At 66.0% G+C, this 15,882-nt stretch carries 15 protein-coding genes; 10 read left to right on the forward strand and 5 right to left on the reverse strand.

Going from position 1 to position 15,882, the window contains the following annotated elements; all coding sequences use genetic code 11:
* Positions 1 to 87: 87 nt before the first annotated feature.
* Positions 88 to 1,386, reverse strand: a complete 1,299-nt coding sequence (locus PQR42_RS21895; protein WP_408388074.1) for an MFS transporter — start codon at positions 1,384 to 1,386, stop codon at positions 88 to 90.
* Between the two features lie 192 nt (positions 1,387 to 1,578).
* On the opposite strand from PQR42_RS21895, the gene PQR42_RS21900 reads away from it, so the two are divergent.
* Genes PQR42_RS21900 through mdcH form a run of 8 tightly spaced genes read left to right on the forward strand, consistent with a single transcriptional unit; the run spans position 1,579 to position 8,757 of the window.
* Complete coding sequence (locus tag PQR42_RS21900; RefSeq protein WP_408387918.1) at positions 1,579 to 2,352, forward strand: GntR family transcriptional regulator; 774 nt, start codon at positions 1,579 to 1,581, stop codon at positions 2,350 to 2,352.
* A gap of 9 nt (positions 2,353 to 2,361) precedes the next feature.
* Positions 2,362 to 4,041 (forward strand): malonate decarboxylase subunit alpha, encoded by a 1,680-nt coding sequence (gene mdcA / locus PQR42_RS21905; RefSeq protein WP_408493725.1) that lies wholly within the window; start codon positions 2,362 to 2,364, stop codon positions 4,039 to 4,041.
* Positions 4,042 to 4,043: 2 nt separating this feature from the next.
* Positions 4,044 to 5,123, forward strand: coding sequence for a triphosphoribosyl-dephospho-CoA synthase (locus PQR42_RS21910; RefSeq protein ID WP_408387916.1), 1,080 nt, complete (start codon positions 4,044 to 4,046; stop codon positions 5,121 to 5,123).
* Positions 5,111 to 5,425 carry a malonate decarboxylase subunit delta gene (locus PQR42_RS21915; RefSeq protein ID WP_408387914.1) on the forward strand — a complete coding sequence of 105 codons (315 nt, stop codon included), beginning with the start codon at positions 5,111 to 5,113 and terminating at the stop codon, positions 5,423 to 5,425. Before PQR42_RS21910 ends, PQR42_RS21915 begins: the two co-directional genes overlap by 13 nt.
* Entirely contained in the window at positions 5,422 to 6,306 is an 885-nt protein-coding gene (locus PQR42_RS21920) for a biotin-independent malonate decarboxylase subunit beta (RefSeq protein WP_408387912.1), read from the forward strand. Before PQR42_RS21915 ends, PQR42_RS21920 begins: the two co-directional genes overlap by 4 nt.
* Positions 6,303 to 7,121: a biotin-independent malonate decarboxylase subunit gamma gene (gene mdcE, locus PQR42_RS21925; RefSeq protein ID WP_408387910.1), complete on the forward strand. Its 819-nt coding sequence runs from the start codon at positions 6,303 to 6,305 to the stop codon at positions 7,119 to 7,121. The genes PQR42_RS21920 and mdcE overlap by 4 nt, the downstream gene beginning before the upstream one ends.
* The gene (locus PQR42_RS21930) at positions 7,121 to 7,825 is read left to right on the forward strand and encodes a malonate decarboxylase holo-ACP synthase (protein ID WP_408387908.1); all 705 of its coding nucleotides are present in this window, start codon (positions 7,121 to 7,123) and stop codon (positions 7,823 to 7,825) included. Before mdcE ends, PQR42_RS21930 begins: the two co-directional genes overlap by 1 nt.
* Positions 7,825 to 8,757 carry a malonate decarboxylase subunit epsilon gene (gene mdcH, locus PQR42_RS21935; RefSeq protein WP_408387906.1) on the forward strand — a complete coding sequence of 311 codons (933 nt, stop codon included), beginning with the start codon at positions 7,825 to 7,827 and terminating at the stop codon, positions 8,755 to 8,757. Before PQR42_RS21930 ends, mdcH begins: the two co-directional genes overlap by 1 nt.
* A gap of 29 nt (positions 8,758 to 8,786) precedes the next feature.
* Here mdcH and PQR42_RS21940 read toward each other — a convergent pair whose 3' ends face one another.
* Positions 8,787 to 9,725 (reverse strand): LysR family transcriptional regulator, encoded by a 939-nt coding sequence (locus PQR42_RS21940; protein ID WP_408206126.1) that lies wholly within the window; start codon positions 9,723 to 9,725, stop codon positions 8,787 to 8,789.
* A 184-nt stretch (positions 9,726 to 9,909) separates the two neighbouring features.
* On the opposite strand from PQR42_RS21940, the gene PQR42_RS21945 reads away from it, so the two are divergent.
* Both PQR42_RS21945 and PQR42_RS21950 read left to right on the forward strand, forming a co-directional pair.
* Positions 9,910 to 10,689, forward strand: a complete 780-nt coding sequence (locus PQR42_RS21945) for a putative hydro-lyase (RefSeq protein ID WP_408206128.1) — start codon at positions 9,910 to 9,912, stop codon at positions 10,687 to 10,689.
* A 66-nt stretch (positions 10,690 to 10,755) separates the two neighbouring features.
* Positions 10,756 to 12,057, forward strand: coding sequence for an MFS transporter (locus PQR42_RS21950; protein ID WP_408206130.1), 1,302 nt, complete (start codon positions 10,756 to 10,758; stop codon positions 12,055 to 12,057).
* Positions 12,058 to 12,076: 19 nt separating this feature from the next.
* Here PQR42_RS21950 and yjfF read toward each other — a convergent pair whose 3' ends face one another.
* The 3 genes from yjfF to PQR42_RS21965 are packed head-to-tail and all read right to left on the reverse strand — an operon-like array spanning position 12,077 to position 15,839.
* Positions 12,077 to 13,174: a galactofuranose ABC transporter, permease protein YjfF gene (gene yjfF / locus PQR42_RS21955; protein ID WP_408206132.1), complete on the reverse strand. Its 1,098-nt coding sequence runs from the start codon at positions 13,172 to 13,174 to the stop codon at positions 12,077 to 12,079.
* Entirely contained in the window at positions 13,171 to 14,202 is a 1,032-nt protein-coding gene (locus PQR42_RS21960; protein WP_408206134.1) for an ABC transporter permease, read from the reverse strand. The genes yjfF and PQR42_RS21960 overlap by 4 nt, the downstream gene beginning before the upstream one ends.
* Positions 14,199 to 15,839, reverse strand: a complete 1,641-nt coding sequence (locus PQR42_RS21965) for a sugar ABC transporter ATP-binding protein (protein ID WP_408387902.1) — start codon at positions 15,837 to 15,839, stop codon at positions 14,199 to 14,201. Before PQR42_RS21965 ends, PQR42_RS21960 begins: the two co-directional genes overlap by 4 nt.
* Between the last annotated feature and the right edge of the window lie 43 nt (positions 15,840 to 15,882).

Below are 15,882 nucleotides of genomic sequence, written 5' to 3' on the forward strand. Positions count from 1 at the left end.
CTCGAAACGGCGGAAAAATACGTCATCTAACGGATAGAAAGGATGCCCGCTCGTCGCCTCACCCGCCACTCAGCCAAACGGCCAACCTCACTGCGGCAAAACCTCGCCCTTCGTCTCCGGCGCGAACGGAATCACGAACAGGCCGACGATAAACGCGAGCGCCGTTAGCGCCACCGGCACGCCGAGCGTATGCATATGCAGCACCGCCGCGCCGAGCAGAAAGTTGACGCCCGCGCCGACGAACCGCCCGAACGACGTGCAGAACGCGAACGCCGTCGCCCGCACGCGGGTTTCGAACTGCTCCGGCAGCCACAAGCTGAACAGCGCGAAATTGCCGCCGAAGAAACCCAGCACGAAGAGCCACGCGATGAACGGCGCAAGCCCATTGGGCAAGTAAAACGCCCAGCCGAAACTGCCGACGATCGCCACCGCCATGCCGAGGAAGTAAATCGCCAGCGTCTTCTTGCGGCCGATGCGCTCAGCAAGCGGCGGCAACGCGAGACAGCCGAGGATCGTCGCAATCGACAGCAGCCCCGTGGCCAGCGACGCCGTTCTGATCGCATCGTTCTTGGCCATGCCGGCCTTGGTCGCCAGCTGAATCACGGCGGACGGTTCATACACCGCACCCGCCCATAGCCCAATGATGGCGATCGTCAGCAGAATGCACGCGACCCAGGTGCGGCGTCGATAAGCCGGCCCCAGGATCTCGCGCAGCGGCTTGGTGCGCACGGTGCGAGCCTCGGCCTTCTCCCACTTCTCCGACTCCTTCACGCGCAGCAGGATCAGAATCGCGACCACCACCGGCACCGCGCCGGTCAGGAACATCGCGCGCCAGCCGTAATGCACGCCGACCGTGTAGTTCAGCGCCGCGGCGAGAAAAAACCCGGCGTAGTAGCCCGTCTGCAGATAGCCGGCGCCCATCTTGCGACGATCCTCCGGCCACGCTTCCGCTACATACGTCCCCGCCAGCGCCCACTCGCCGCCGATGCCGATGCCCGCAATGAAGCGATAGATGCCGAGTTCCCACACGTTGTGCGAGGTCGCCGCGAGTCCCGTGAAAATGGCGAACGTGAAGATCGTGCCGGCCAGCACTTTGGTGCGGCCGTAGCGGTCGGCGAGCGGCCCCCAGATGAACGACAGCCCCCACCCGACCAGGAACAGCGCGAACAGGATCGAACCGGCAAGACCGACGTTCGCCGGCGTCGCCGCATAACCCGAGCGCGGCAGCAGTTCGGTCAAGGCCGGCGTCAACACGAGCGCGTAGATGAACGAGTCCATCCCGTCGAGCGTCCAGCCTGCCCACGCTCCCCAAAAACCTGCGATCTGCGAACGATTGAGCGGCGTGCGGCGCCGCGTGACCGACGCGCGGTCGGTTAGTGAATTCATCATGCTCCTCCGGCCCAACGGTTGGCGTACTTAAGGTTGGCGTACTTGACGGCAACGACGAGATGACGCGTTTGTGATGAACCGAGGTGTCCTCGCACGACCAGTCAGAGGACGCCGCGGACAGAGCGGCGAAAATTTTTCCGGGTTTGTCCGCCTGTAATTCGCGTCTTTTAATATATAATATTTGATATTATGAACGAGGCAATAGATGGTTTTCCCCTGGACGCCCCGGCGCGCACCCCGCTTTTACCCGCGGCGGCGCCGCGCGAGAGCACGTCCCGCGTGATCGCGGAGGCGCTGCGCACGGCGATTGTCGACGGAACGCTGGCGCCCGGCGCGCCACTGCGGCAGGACGCGATCGCGCGGCATTTTTCTGTTAGCGCAATTCCCGTGCGCGAGGCCTTGCGCCAGTTGGAGAGCGAGGGCTGGGCCAAGGCCGCCGTGCACAAGGGCGCGACGGTCGCGCCTTTGTCGGCGGAAGAAGCGCGCGAAATCTACGAGATCCGGTCCGCGCTGGAGAGTCTCGCCATCGGGCTCGCGATTCCCAATCACACAGCCGCCACGTTGCGCGAATCCGCCAGCCTGTGCCGCGCCGCCGAGCTCGAGGCGAACCCGTCGCTGTATGTCGAGCGCAATGTCGCGTTTCACATGAGCCTGTATGCGCCCGCCGGCCGTGCACAACTCGAGGACATGATCGGCACGCTGCACCGGCGTGGTGAAAGATATCTGCGCCTGAAGTTCGGCTTGCCGTCGTACAAGGGCGAGTCCGACAATGAACACGCCGCCCTGCTCGACGCCGTCCAACGCCGCGACATTCCCGCCGCGCAGCAGTTGGTCGTCGCGCATCTGCTGGGCACGGGCGACCTGCTTTATCGTTTCCTGACCGAACGCGCGCAGGCCGAAGCCGCGCTCGCGAATCAACCCAAGCCGCGCGGCAGACGCCCGCGTGCCACCACCGGGAGCTGAGAGAAGCCGATGAACCGACCCGCCGAAGGCGCTGCGTCCGCAGTTTCAACACCCACCGCCCGTTCGTGGACCACGCGTCGCGACGAAAAGAACCGCCGCCTCGCGGCCATCGCACCCTGGCTCGAAGATGGGGTGCTGCCGCCGGAGCGCATTGTCGATGCGCTCGAAACGCTGATTCAGCCGGGTGACCGCGTCGCTCTCGAAGGCGACAACCAGAAGCAGGCCGATTTCCTGTCCCGTTCGTTTGCCAAGGTCGATCCGCAGAAGATCCACGACGTGCATCTGCTGATTTCGAGCATTGGCCGCCCTGAGCATCTGACGCTGTTCGAGCGTGGCATCGCGCATAAGGTCGACTTTTCGTTTGCCGGCCCGCAAAGCCTGCGGGTCGCGCAACTGCTCGAAGACGGTCAGCTGGAAATCGGCGCGATCTATACGTACGTCGAGTTGTACGCGCGCATGTTCGTGGATCTGACGCCGCACGTCGCGCTGCTGTGCGCTGAAAAGGCCGACCGTCACGGCAACCTGTACACCGGCGCGAATACCGAAGACACGCCCACCATCGCCGAGGCTGCCGCCTTCCGTCATGGCATCGTGATCGTGCAGGTCAACGAGATCGTCGACGAATTGCCGCGCGTCGACATTCCGGGTTCATGGGTCGACGTGGTCGTGCAGGCGGACCGGCCGTTCGCCGTCGAGCCGCTGTTCACACGCGATCCGCGCCATATCGGCGACCTGCAGGTGCTCACCGCGATGATGGTGATTCGCGGCATCTACGAGCCGTACGGCGTGACGTCGCTGAATCACGGCATTGGTTTCGATACGGCCGCGATCGAATTGCTGCTGCCAACCTACGCCGAGTCGCTCGGCCTGAAGGGCAAGATCTGCCGCAACTGGACGCTCAATCCGCATCCCACCATGATTCCCGCGATCGAATCGGGCTGGGTCGACAGCATCCATTGCTTCGGCAGCGAAGTCGGCATGGAGGCGTATATCGAGGCGCGTCCGGACGTGTTCTTCACCGGCAATGACGGCAGCCTGCGCTCGAACCGCGTGCTGTGCCAGCTGGCCGGGCAATACGGCGTCGATCTTTTCATCGGCTCGACCTTGCAGATCGATGCCGACGCGAATTCGTCGACCGTCACGCGCGGGCGTCTCGCGGGGTTCGGCGGTGCGCCGAACATGGGCCACGATCCGCGCGGCCGGCGTCATTCGAGCGAAGCGTGGCTCAAGCTGCTGCGCGACGAGGGTCCGGTGTCGCGGGGCCACAAGCTGGTCGTGCAGATGGCCGAGACGTACAAGAAAGGCGGCGAGCCGACCTTCGTCGATGAACTCGACGCCGTCGCGGTCGGCGCCAGGAGTGGCATGCCGGTCGCGCCCGTGATGATCTACGGCGACGACGTCAGCCACGTGGTCACCGAGGAAGGCATCGCGCATCTGCACAAGGCCGAAGGCATCGACGAGCGGCGCGCCGCGATCGCCGCCGTGGCCGGCGTGACGCCGATCGGTCTGCGCGCCAAGCCGGAGAAAACGGCGGAGTTGCGCCGGCGCGGCATCGTCGCGTATCCCGAGGATCTCGGCATTCGGCGTGGCGAGGCCAAGCGCTCGCTGCTGGCGGCACGCAGCATCGACGATCTGGTAACGTGGTCGGGCGGCCTGTACGAGCCGCCGGCGCGCTTCAGGAGCTGGTGAGCATGGCGCCCGCTGCCTTGCTCGCGCGTGCGCCAGCGCAGGCGCCGTGCGCTCGCAGTGCGCGCGTGACGCCCGCTGATTCGCGCGTCGACGTTGCCGGATCTGCTGGACTTGCCGACGCTGGCGAAGTTGCCGCGGCTGGCGGAGTCGCTAGAGCCGCCAGGGTCGCTGACGCCGCCAGCGGTTCGCACGGTACTGCACGCGCCGCCCGCGTCGCTTCTACACCTTCCGACGCGCAGCTCGCCCGTTACGCCATTACCGCGCTGATCGACGAAGCCCAACTCACGCCCAAACCCGCGCTAGTCGACCGGCGCGGCAGCGGCGCGCATCGCGACCTCGATCTCGACACCATGCTGCGCTCGGCGCGCGCGCTCGAGCCGACCTTCGCGGCGCTCGCCCGCGCGGCGCGCCGCCGCGGCGAACCGTCCGCGTTGCTGCGCACCGAACTCGCGCAGATCGGCCGCGCTGGCGAGCTCGACATGCTGCACGCCACGGGCGGCAGCAACGCGCATCGCGGCGCGATCTGGATCGTCGGCTTGCTGGTCGCGGGGGCGGCGCTGCCCGCCAATGCCATGCGTCCGACCGCATCGCAGATCAGCACGCGTGCCGCGCAGATCGCCTGCTTCCCGGATCGCTTCGCCGCGCCGTCCGACAGTCACGGCGAACGCGCGCGTCAGCGCTACCAGGTCGGCGGAGCGCGCCGCGAAGCACAAGACGGCTTCCCGCATGTCGTCGACGTAGGCCTGCCCGCGTTGCGCGCGGCGCGTGAACGAGGCATCGACGAAAACGCCGTGCGCGTCGACGCCCTGCTCTCGATCATGGCGTCTCTGGACGACACCTGCCTGCTGCATCGCGCGGGCTTGCCCGGTTTGCACGCCGGACAGCACGGCGCGCAACGTGTGCTGGACGCGGGCGGCAGTTCGACGCCGGCGGGACGCACCGCGCTTGCCGCGCTCGAACACGACTTGCTATCGCTCAACGCATCGCCCGGCGGCGCAGCCGATCTGCTCGCCGCCACCCTCTTTCTCGACATGCTGGCGCATCACGACGCCGACAGGAGCCCCGACTCATGGAACATCTGACCTTCGACTATCCGGCGCAGCGCGCCGTCACGACCCGCGCGCATGTCGGCGTGGTGGGCTCGGGCGATCTGGAAGTGCTGCTCTCGCCCGTCGATCAGACTAGCGCGCTGAGCGCGCACGTCGTCGTGCGCACCAGCGTCGACGGCTACAGCCACATCTGGAAAAGCGTGCTCGACCGCTTTTTCACGCGCTACGACGGCGCCGCGCAAATCGAAATCAACGACTTCGGCGCGACGCCCGGCGTGGTCGCGTTGCGGCTCGCGGAAGCCGTCGAAGCCGCCGAACAGGGAGACGACGCATGAATACGGTTGCGACCGCTCATCCCGCGCCGATGCTGCGCGAGAGTTTCATCGAACTGCCGGCACGCGAGCGCGCCCGCTCGCTGCTGGATGCGGGCACCTTCCGCGAACTGCTCGGCCCGTTCGACAAGATCGAGTCGCCGTGGCTGCCGTTGCAAGGCGTCGTCTGCCAGGCGGATGACGGCTGCGTGATCGCGCGCGGCACCATCGACGGCGAGCCCGCAGTGGTCGCCGCGATCGAGTCCGCGTTCCAGGGCGGCAGCATCGGCGAAGTGTCGGGCAGCAAGATCGCCGCGGCGCTCGAACTGGCCTTGCGCGACTGCGAACGCGGCAAGATCGTGCGGCCGGTCGTGCTGTTCGAAACCGGTGGCGTGCGGCTTCAGGAAGCCAACCTCGGCCTCGCGGTGATCGCGGAGATTCAGGCCGCGATCGTCGCGTTGCGGCGGCATGTGCCGGTGGTCGGCGTGATCGCCGGCATGGTCGGCTGCTTCGGCGGCATGTCGCTGGCGGCTGCGTTGTGCTCGTACCTGGTCGTCACGAAGCAAGGGCGGCTCGGCATGAACGGCCCCGAGGTGATCGAGCAGGAAGCCGGCATCGACGAACTCGATGCCAGCGATCGCCGCCGCGTGTGGCAACTGATCGGCGGCGAACAGCGCACGGCGACCGCGCTGGCCGATCAACTGGTCGACGACGATGCCGACGCGGTGCGCACCGCCGTGCGTTGCGCCTTCGAGCAAGGCGTGCCCGCCGCGCATCGCAGCGAACAGGTCGACACGTTCCTCGACCGGCTCGCGCGGATCGATCCCGCCAGCGTCACGCCGGAAAGCATGCGTGACGTGTTCAACCGTCAACCGCAAAACGAATCGCGCAAGGAGCAAGCATGAGCGATGCACAGCTTAGCCGCGGCGCGCGCTGGTTCAAGGCGCTTGCCGGTGAATCGACCAGTCAGGTGCCTGTGTTGAGCGGCGACGCGCAGCTCGGCGGCGAGACCGCGCACTTCTTCTCGGTCGTGCCCGATCCCGCCAACCGCTTTCCGCGCGCGACCGATAACGTGGTCGGCCTCGAACAGGGCTGGCGGCTCGCGCGCGCCGTGCGCGACGCAGTTGCGCGCGACGAAGCGGGCGGCACGCGCCGCCCGATCGTCGCGATCGTCGACGTGAAAAGCCAGGCGTACGGCTACCGCGAGGAGATGCTCGGCATTCACCTCGCCTGCGCCGCGGCCGTCGACGCCTACGCGGCCGCGCGCGACGCGGGTCATCCGGTGATCGCGCTGATCGTCGGACCGGCGATGTCGGGTGCGTTCCTCGCGCACGGCTACCAGGGCAACCGGATCGTCGCGCTCGACGCGCCCGGCACCATGGTTCATGCGATGGGCAAGGAAGCCGCCGCGCGCGTCACGCGCCGCACGGTCGAAGAACTCGACGCGCTCGGCGAAACCATCGTGCCGATGTCTTACTCGATGGCGTCGTTCGCCAAACTCGGCCTGCTCGATCAGTTAATCGACGGTGTCGATGCCGATGCGCCGGATGCCGCGCAAATCGAGCGCGTGCGCCAGGTGTTGACCGAGCAGATCCGCAGCGTGCGCGACGATGGCCGCCGCAATCTCGCGCATCGGCTCGAATCGGCGGCGGCGCAGAAGAATCGCGCGGCGTCAATCGAAGTGCGCCGGCGTCTCGCCGAACAATGGGATGCCGTGTGATGCAAGTGTGTGCCGCACCGCCGATTGCACTCGAACACGCGCTGTCGTGCGATGCGCGATGGCGTCCGCATGACTTGCTGCATCTGCAACGCTTGCAAGCGTTTGACAATGAACCGTCGTGGGTGCGCGAGGCTTTCGGGCGCGCGCCGTATGCGGTCGTACGACGCGCGCCGGCGGCCAACGGGTTCGTCGCGATCGGTATGCGCGGTGTCGGGCGATCGGAGCGCTACGGCACGTGGGCATCGTCAGCGGATGTAGTGAGCGCCGTGTCGCCGGAAGCGCTCGCTTTTTCATCCACGCCACTCGCCGGGCGCGACGCATTGCCCGCTTTCACCGCGCTCGCCGCGTTGCAGGAGGACGCGACGGGTCCGCTGAGTGCATTCGTCTGGGGACCGACCGGCAGCACCGGTTTTGAACTGGCGACACACGTGCCGACGGTGACGGCATCGAGCGATCTCGACCTCCTCATCCGAACCCACGACAAACCGCTCGCGCAAGACTTCGCGAGCGAATTGCTGGACTATCTGCAAACGCTCGCGCAACGCATCGGCGTGCGCGTGGACGCGCAGCTCGACACGCCCGCCGGCGGCGTGGCGCTGGCCGAGTGGGCAGCGGGCAAACCGCGTGTGCTGGCACGCCACGAGCGTGGCCCGCAACTGGTCGCCGATCCCTGGGCCGCCACGTCTCATGGCGACGACGCCTGATGCTCGCGCTGCTTTTTCCCGGCCAGGGCGCGCAGACCGATGGCTTCCTGCATCGTCTGCCGGAGCATCATGCAGTGCGCGACACGCTCGAGGAAGCGTCGCAGGTGCTCGGCGTCGATGTGCTCACACTTGACACGCCGGACGCATTGCGCTCGACCGTCGCCGTGCAGATCGGCTTGACGGTCGCGGGCGTGGCGCTCACGCGCGCGCTGGCTGCTGAACGGTTCGCGCCGGAGATCAGCGCGGGCTTATCGGTTGGCGCGTACCCGGCAGCAGTGAGCTGCGGCGCGATTCACTTCGAAGACGCGCTGAAAATGGTTCGTCGCCGGGCCGAACTGATGGAGACCGCGTACCCATCCGGCTACGGTCTCGCAGCGATATCCGGCTTGACTGAGTATCAAGTGGAAACACTCGCCGCGCGGCACGCGGATGAAACACAGCAGCATGTCTATATCGGCAATGTGAACGCGCCGCGCCAGATTGTCATAGCGGGCGCGAATGATGCACTGGACGCCTTCATCAAACGCGCGCTCGCAGCGGGCGCGCGCAGGGCCACTCGCCTCGCGGTGAGTGTGCCGTCGCATTGCGAATTGCTCGCGCAAGCCACGGACGAACTGGTCGCCTACGCAAGGGACGTGCCCTTTCACGCGCCGCAAAGCATTTATGTCGGCAATCGCGGCGGCCGTCCGTTGTATACGGCGGACGCGATCCGCAACGACCTCGCGACCAATATCCGCTACACCGTGCGCTGGTTCGACGCGCTCACGGTCATGCAGGAAATGGGCGCACACGTGCTGATCGAAGCGCCGCCGGGCCAGGTCTTGACCGACATCGCGCGCGAATACTTTCCGGAAACCGCCGCGCTTGCAGCCAGCACTTTTTCGTTCGATCGACTCGTGGCCACCGCGCGGCGGCGGCTGGACGCCGGCTAAACACGCCGAGCGGTGTTCTTCAGCATGCCTCAGCGTTTCTCGATCAACTGCCGCCCCATCGCCTTCGCATACTGATCGCACGCATTACGCGCGACACGTGATGCCGCGAGCACGCCGACACCGGCGTCGTCACGGTAATACATCGCGACGTCGATCGGCGGCGGCAGCGGACGCACCTGCAATTGCCGCAGTTCGCCGCTGCTCAGATAAGGTTCGACGAATAGCGCGGGCACCGCCGCAATCCCAAAGCCGTCGCGCAGCAGTTTCACGATCACCGCGACCGACGGCATGCAGGTCACCTGTGTCTGCGCGAGCGGCACGCCGGCGCGCTTTGCAAGCGCCTGCACGATCGCGTCGACGGCGACTTGCGGCGCGGTGCCACGGCCGAACGTCAGCACGGGTTTGCTCAACAGGGTCTGCACATGTTTCGAGCGGCTCGCCGGAATCAGGTCGCTGCGCGCGATCCAGCGCACGGGGTAGCTCGCCAACAAGGTCGACACGATCGACGCGTCATGCTCCCCGGTTTCTTCCACTTGAATCACCAGATCCAGTTCGCCCGCGCGCAAGCGCGGCCCGAGTATCGCGCTCGAATCGACCGTGAGATCCACGACGATGCGGTTGTACTCGAGGTTCAGCATGCGGATGTAGTCCGGCAGCCAGCTATGCACCACCGTCTCGATCACGCCGAGGCGCAAGCGCGTCGCCACTTGCGTCTCGTCCTGCGCGGCCAGTTGCAGCGAGCGCGTGGCCTGCACCACCGAGCGCGCATGCGCGAGCAGACGCTCGCCATTCGCGGTGAGCTGAAATTCCGCGGCCTCGCGTTCGATCAACTCGACGCCCAACTCCGCCTCGAGCGTTTTGATGCGCAGCGAAATCGCCGCGGGCGTCGCGTGCATGGCGGTGGCGGTCGCGCGAAAACTGCCCAGGCGGACGAGCGTCAGAAACGTTTCGACGAAGCGGGTATTCATTGTAGGGCCCTCTCGACAGCGGCGGGATGCACGCGATCATCGCCGCAAACCGGCTGCGGCGCTGTTAAGTTTAATTTAACGAAACGCAATAAAAACTCGCTGGATGGATATTTTTGACGTTACTAATCTGGCTTGCATCGCTGAAGTCCTTCAGCCACGCGATCTACCTGGAGTCGAGCAGTCCATGTCCTACACGCCGTCCGAGTTTCGTCAGCAGATACGCAGCCGCCGCCTGTCCGGCCCCACCGCGGGCTATTGCGGCGACTATGCGCAAGCCAACCTCGCCATCCTGCCCAAACAGTACGCCGACGATTTCCTGCGTTTCTGCACGCTCAATCCGAAAGCGTGTCCGCTGCTCGGCATCGGCGAACCGGGCGACTGGCGCGTGCCCTCGCTCGGCGCCGATCTCGACATCCGCAACGACGTGCCGGCGTTTTACGTGTACCGGCACGGCGAGCGCGCCGAGGAAGTGCGCAGTCTCGACGAATTGTGGCGCGACGATCTGGTGGTGTTCGCGATCGGCTGCTCGTTTTCCTTTGAAGAAATGCTGCGGCGTGAAGGCATCGCCCTGCGTCACATCGAACAGCAGGTCAATGTACCGATGTATCGCACACGCGAGCGTAACGTGACCGCCGGCGTATTCGGCGGCAACCGCGTCGTATCAATGCGGCCGATGAAAGCCGCCGACGCGATCCGCGCGATCCAGATCACCAGCCGCTTTCCCGCCGTGCACGGCGCGCCGGTTCATATCGGCGATCCGTCGCTGATCGGCATTCGCGATCTGGCGCGTCCCGATTTCGGCGACGCCGTCGAAGTACGCAGCGACGAACTGCCCGTGTTCTGGGCTTGCGGCGTGACCCCGCAAGCCGCCATCGAAAGCGCGCGTCTGCCGTTCGCGATCGCGCACAAGCCGGGACACATGCTCGTCACCGACATTCCCAACACCACGCTGGCGGTGCTGTAGCCGCGGCGTTTGTCCCCATTATCAGCCGCGCGACGAGACGCGGCCAACGACGACCGGAGTGCAAGCATGGAAACCGAAGCACAGTTGACCGCCGACACCGAGCATTACGGCGCGTCCGTTACAGGAAAAGGCCCGTTCGCGTGGTATCGGCAGATCTCCGCCAGTGAGAAGCGTGCCTTCTGGAGTTGCAAGATCGGCTACGTGCTCGACGCCATGGACACGCAGTTCCTGAGCTTCGTGATTCCGACGTTGATCGCGACGTGGGGCATCACGCGCGGCGACGCCGGTCTGATCGGCACCGTCACGCTGCTGAGTTCGGCGCTCGGCGGCTGGGCTGCCGGCGTGCTGTCGGATCGCATCGGCCGGGTGAAGACCTTGCAGATCACGATTCTCTGGTTCGCGGTCTTCACGCTGGCCTGCGCGCTGGCGCAGAATTTCTCGCAACTGCTGTGGGCGCGTGGGCTGATGGGACTCGGCTTCGGCGGCGAGTGGACGGCGGGTGCGGTGCTGATCGGCGAAGTGATCCGCGCGCGCGATCGCGGCAAGGCAGTGGGACTCGTGCAGGCGGGCTGGGCGATCGGCTGGGGCATCTCGACGCTGCTCTTCATGGCCGTGTTCTCGCTGGTGCCGGCCGATTACGCGTGGCGCGTGCTGTTCGCCATCGGCATTGCGCCGGCGCCGTTCGTGATCTGGATCCGCCGCTTCGTCGACGAGCCCGAGGTGCATCGGCAGCAGAAAGCGGCGCAGGCCGCCACGCAAACGCGCACCTCGCTGGTCGATATTTTCCGCGGCGAGATTCTCTGGACGACGCTGCGCGCGTCCTTGCTGGCAACCGGCGTGCAAGGCGGCTACTACGCGGTGACCACCTGGCTGCCGACGTATCTGAAGACCGAACGGCATCTGAGCGTGATCGGCACCGGCAGCTATCTGGGCGTGGTGATCGTCGGTTCGTATTGCGGCTATCTGACGGGCGCTTATGTCAGCGACAGAATCGGCCGCAAGCGCGCCTTCATCGCGTTCGCGATGGCGTCGTGCGCGATTGCGCTGGTCTACACGCAACTGCCGCTCGACAATCTCTCGATGCTCATGCTCGGTTTCCCGCTCGGATTCTGCGCGTCAGGCATTTTCTCGGGCATGGGCGCGTTCCTCACCGAGCTGTATCCCACGCGGATTCGCGGCTCCGGTCAGGGCTTCTGCTACAACTTCGGACGGGCGGTCGGCGCAACGTTTCCGTTCCTGATCGGCTACGTCTCGCAGACGATGACGCTAGGTCACGCGATCGGCGTGTTCGCAGCGGCGGCGTACGGTGTCGTGATCCTCGCCGCGTTGACGCTGCCTGAAACCAAAGGACGGCAGCTCAGCGCGTGAGCCGCCGCAGCGCGCGTGTTCAAGCCTGTTCCGGCGCGCGTCCGATCACATGCGAATCCGACGCCGCCGATCCGTCCGCATGTCCGCGTTCGCGTCCCGCGGTCACGACCGCGCCGGTGCCGCCCGGACGCCCCACCGATTTGGCGTGGCGCTCGATCAGCCGTTGCAACAGGCAGAACGCGCAAAGCAAGGCGCCGATCACGATGCGGGTCCACCACGAACTGAGCGTGCCGTCGAACGTGATCAGCGCCTGGATCGTGCCGAGAATGCCGACGCCGAACAGCGAGCCGATCACATAGCCGACGCCGCCCGTCAGCAGCGTGCCGCCGATCACGGTCGCGGCGATCGCATCGAGTTCCATGCCCTGCCCTTGCAAGCCGTAGCCCGACAGCACATAGAACGTGAAAACCGCGCCGCCGAGCGCCGAGCAGAAGCCGCTCAGCGCATACACGCCGATGCGCGTGTGCGCGACCGGCAAGCCCATCAGCAAAGCCGAACGCGCGTTGCCGCCGATCGCGTAGACGTTGCGGCCGAAGCGCGTGAAATGCGCCACGTAGATCGCCGCCAGCAGCGTGACGAACGCGATCAGCACATTCGCCGTCACCGAGCCGACGCCGATGTCGAGACGAAATGCCGAAATCTTCTGGAACGTCGGGTCAGTGATGGTGATCGACTGCGTCGTGATCAGAAAGCACAAGCCGCGCGCGAAGAACATGCCGGCCAGCGTGACGATAAAAGCCTGCAAACGGAAGAAGTGAATCAGCGCGCCCTGCACTGCGCCGAACACCGTGCCCATCAGCAGCACGATCGGCAGGATCACCCAGACGGGCCAATGCAGATGTTCGGACAGCACCGCCTCGACGATGGTCGTCAGCGCGACGACCGAACCTACCGACAGGTCGATGCCGCCGGACACGATCACGAACGTCATGCCGATCGCCACGATCAGCAGGAACGCGTTATCGACCAGCAGATCGAGGAGCACTTGCCACGAGAAGAAACCGGTGTACATCACCGAGCCGAATCCGAATAGCGCGCAGAACAGCAGGATCGTGACGGCAATCGGCAGCGTGCGCGGATCGACGATATGAGCCCAGGCTTCGAGGATACGTTTCATCGCGCTACCCTCCGTTGCGTGACAAGCGATATACCGAGCGCTCGCGCCGACGGCGACTGGATCACGCTCACCGCGAGCACCACGGCCGCCTTGACGACGAGCGTGGCTTCCGGCGGCACGCCGATCGAATACGTGGTGTAGGTCAGCGTCTGGATGATCAGCGCGCCCAGTACCGTTCCCGCGAGACTGAAGCGGCCGCCGAGCAGCGAGGTGCCGCCGAGCGTCACCGCGAGAATCGCATCGAGTTCGAGCAGCAGGCCGGCATTGTTGCCATCGGCGCTGCGCACGTTCGAGCTGATGAGAATGCCCGCCATCGCCGCGGTCAGTCCCGAGAAGCCGTACACCGCGAAGACGAGCGCCTTGGATCGCAAGCCGACCAGGCGCGTGGCGACCGGATTGACGCCGATCGCGCGAATGAACAAGCCGAGCGCCGTGCCTTCGACGAGCGCGGCGGTCGCCAGCACCGCCACCGTGGCGATCCACACCGAACACGGCACGCCGAGCCAGTAGCCGCCGCCCACGAACAGATAACCGGGCGCGCCGATCGGAATGATCTGCCCCGCCGTCAGCAATTGCGCGATACCGCGCCCGGCGACCATCAGGATCAAGGTGGCGATGATCGGCTGCATGCCGACGAAGGACACCAGCAAGCCGTTCCACATGCCGCTCAACACGCCGACGATCAACGCCGCCACCAGTGCCTGCGCGATCAGTCCACCAGTCGGCACCGGCTGAGTTGCGAGTATCGTGGCCGCGGCGGCGCCCGCGATCGCCACCACCGCGCCGACTGAAATGTCGATGCCGCGTGTCGCGATTACCAGCGTCATGCCGGTGGCGACGAGCACCAGCGGCGCGGCGCGATTGAACACGTCGATCGGCGCGCCGAACAGATGGCCGTCGAGCATCCGCAGCGACAGGAAGTGCGGATTGACCCACAGGTTCAGCCCGCACAACAACACCAACGTGACGCACGGCCAGATCAACGGCCGCTCGGCGCCGTCGCGCACGAACCAGTTCGATAGCTTCATTCGCCGCTCCCCGCGATGAGTCGATAGATATTGTCTTCGTTCGACGCTTTGCCCGCCACTTCGGCGATCTTGCGACGGTCGCGCAACACCGCCACGCGATGACTCACGCGCAGCACCTCGCTGATCTCCGATGAAATGAACAGGATGCTCAGGCCGCTCGCGCACAGCGCCAGCAGTCGATCCATGATGTCGAACTTGGCCGCGACGTCGATGCCGCGCGTGGGCTCGTCGAGGATCAGCAACTTGGGATCGGTGGCGAGCCAGCGCGCCAGCAGCGCTTTCTGCTGATTGCCGCCGGACAGCAGGCCGATCGGCTGTTCCGCATCCGCGGCCTTGATGCCGAGCCGCTCGATCCATAGATCAGCCAGTTCGCGCGCGCGTTGCCGGTTGATCTTGCGCCACCAGCCGCGCCGCGCCTGCAACGCCAGCAGGATGTTCTCGCGAATCGACAGTTCGGCGACGATGCCTTCTTTCTTGCGGTCTTCCGCGCAATAGCCGATGCCGTGGCGCACCGCGTCGCGCGGCGAACGCAGCCGCACGGGGCGGCCTTCCACCAGAATGGTGCCGCTATCGGCACGGTCGGCTCCGAACAACAGCCGCGCGGTTTCCGTGCGGCCCGAGCCGAGCAAACCGGCAAGGCCGAGGATCTGACCCGGCTGCACATCGAGGTCGATCGGCTGCATCGTGCCGCGCCGTCCGACGCCGCGCAGCTCGACGAACGGCTGGACGGCCTGCGCGGCTTGCGGCCCTTCATGGACGTCGTGTCCTTCATGCGCGGCTTCGCGCAAACGCGCGCTCATGCGCTCGTGGCCGACCATCTTCGACACGAGTTGATCGGCCGGCAGATCGCGCGCGAGATATTCGCCTTCGCGCTCGCCGTTGCGCATTACCGTAATGCGATCGGAAATGGCATACGTCTGCTCGATAAAATGCGTGACGAACAGAATCGCAATACCCGATTGCTTAAGATGCCGAAGTATTTTGAAGAGCTGGCTGACTTCGCCGTCGTCGAGGCTCGAGGTCGGCTCGTCGAGGATCAGCACGCGCGCGTCGACGGACAGCGCCCGCGCGATGGCCACCATCTGTTGGACGGCGATCGGATAGGCGTCGAGCGAACGGGTGACGTCGAGCGTCACGTCGAGGCGCGCCAGCGCGGCTTGAGCCCGTCGCTTGATGTCGGGCCAATCGATTGCGCCGAAGCGTCGCGGTTGCCGGCCCGCGAAAATGTTCTCCGCTACCGAGAGGTTTGGGCACAGGTTGACTTCCTGATACAGCGTGCGTACGCCGGCTGCTTCGGCTTCCTGCGGCGAGGCGAACGCCACCACCTCGCCACCGAGACGGATCGTGCCGGCATCGGGCGCGACGACGCCCGTGAGCACGTTGATCAAAGTGGATTTGCCCGCGCCGTTCTGCCCCATCAGCGTATGAATCTCGCCGGGGAACAGGCGGAAATCGACCCGCTGCAGCGCCTTCACGCCAGGGAACGTCTTGCTGACGCCGGCGGTGGCGAGAATCGGTTCGACGCTGTTCGTGGTGCCGTCGGCATGGGGTGCGGCGGCGCCGGCGATGCCGGTGGTGGCGTGGGCGTTGCCGATGCCGCCAGCCGGCGGATTCGGTTGGGAAGCGGGATGCGTCATAGGCCTCGCTCGATCGGCGGTGCGTGGTTCGGCGGCCTCCAGC

Origin of the sequence: Paraburkholderia sediminicola, from assembly GCF_046027355.1 — a bacterium.
Lineage (GTDB): Bacteria > Pseudomonadota > Gammaproteobacteria > Burkholderiales > Burkholderiaceae > Paraburkholderia > Paraburkholderia sediminicola_B.

Coding starts and splice junctions, on each gene's coding strand:
- PQR42_RS21945 (WP_408206128.1), top strand. CDS start 9,910: ATGTCCTACACGCCGTCCGAGTTTCGTCAGCAGATACGCAGCCGCCGC.
- mdcA (WP_408493725.1), top strand. CDS start 2,362: ATGAACCGACCCGCCGAAGGCGCTGCGTCCGCAGTTTCAACACCCACC.
- PQR42_RS21960 (WP_408206134.1), bottom strand. CDS start 14,202: ATGAAGCTATCGAACTGGTTCGTGCGCGACGGCGCCGAGCGGCCGTTG.
- PQR42_RS21965 (WP_408387902.1), bottom strand. CDS start 15,839: ATGACGCATCCCGCTTCCCAACCGAATCCGCCGGCTGGCGGCATCGGC.
- PQR42_RS21910 (WP_408387916.1), top strand. CDS start 4,044: ATGGCGCCCGCTGCCTTGCTCGCGCGTGCGCCAGCGCAGGCGCCGTGC.
- mdcH (WP_408387906.1), top strand. CDS start 7,825: ATGCTCGCGCTGCTTTTTCCCGGCCAGGGCGCGCAGACCGATGGCTTC.
- mdcE (WP_408387910.1), top strand. CDS start 6,303: ATGAGCGATGCACAGCTTAGCCGCGGCGCGCGCTGGTTCAAGGCGCTT.
- PQR42_RS21940 (WP_408206126.1), bottom strand. CDS start 9,725: ATGAATACCCGCTTCGTCGAAACGTTTCTGACGCTCGTCCGCCTGGGC.
- PQR42_RS21915 (WP_408387914.1), top strand. CDS start 5,111: ATGGAACATCTGACCTTCGACTATCCGGCGCAGCGCGCCGTCACGACC.
- PQR42_RS21930 (WP_408387908.1), top strand. CDS start 7,121: ATGCAAGTGTGTGCCGCACCGCCGATTGCACTCGAACACGCGCTGTCG.
- PQR42_RS21950 (WP_408206130.1), top strand. CDS start 10,756: ATGGAAACCGAAGCACAGTTGACCGCCGACACCGAGCATTACGGCGCG.
- PQR42_RS21900 (WP_408387918.1), top strand. CDS start 1,579: ATGAACGAGGCAATAGATGGTTTTCCCCTGGACGCCCCGGCGCGCACC.
- PQR42_RS21895 (WP_408388074.1), bottom strand. CDS start 1,386: ATGAATTCACTAACCGACCGCGCGTCGGTCACGCGGCGCCGCACGCCG.
- PQR42_RS21920 (WP_408387912.1), top strand. CDS start 5,422: ATGAATACGGTTGCGACCGCTCATCCCGCGCCGATGCTGCGCGAGAGT.
- yjfF (WP_408206132.1), bottom strand. CDS start 13,174: ATGAAACGTATCCTCGAAGCCTGGGCTCATATCGTCGATCCGCGCACG.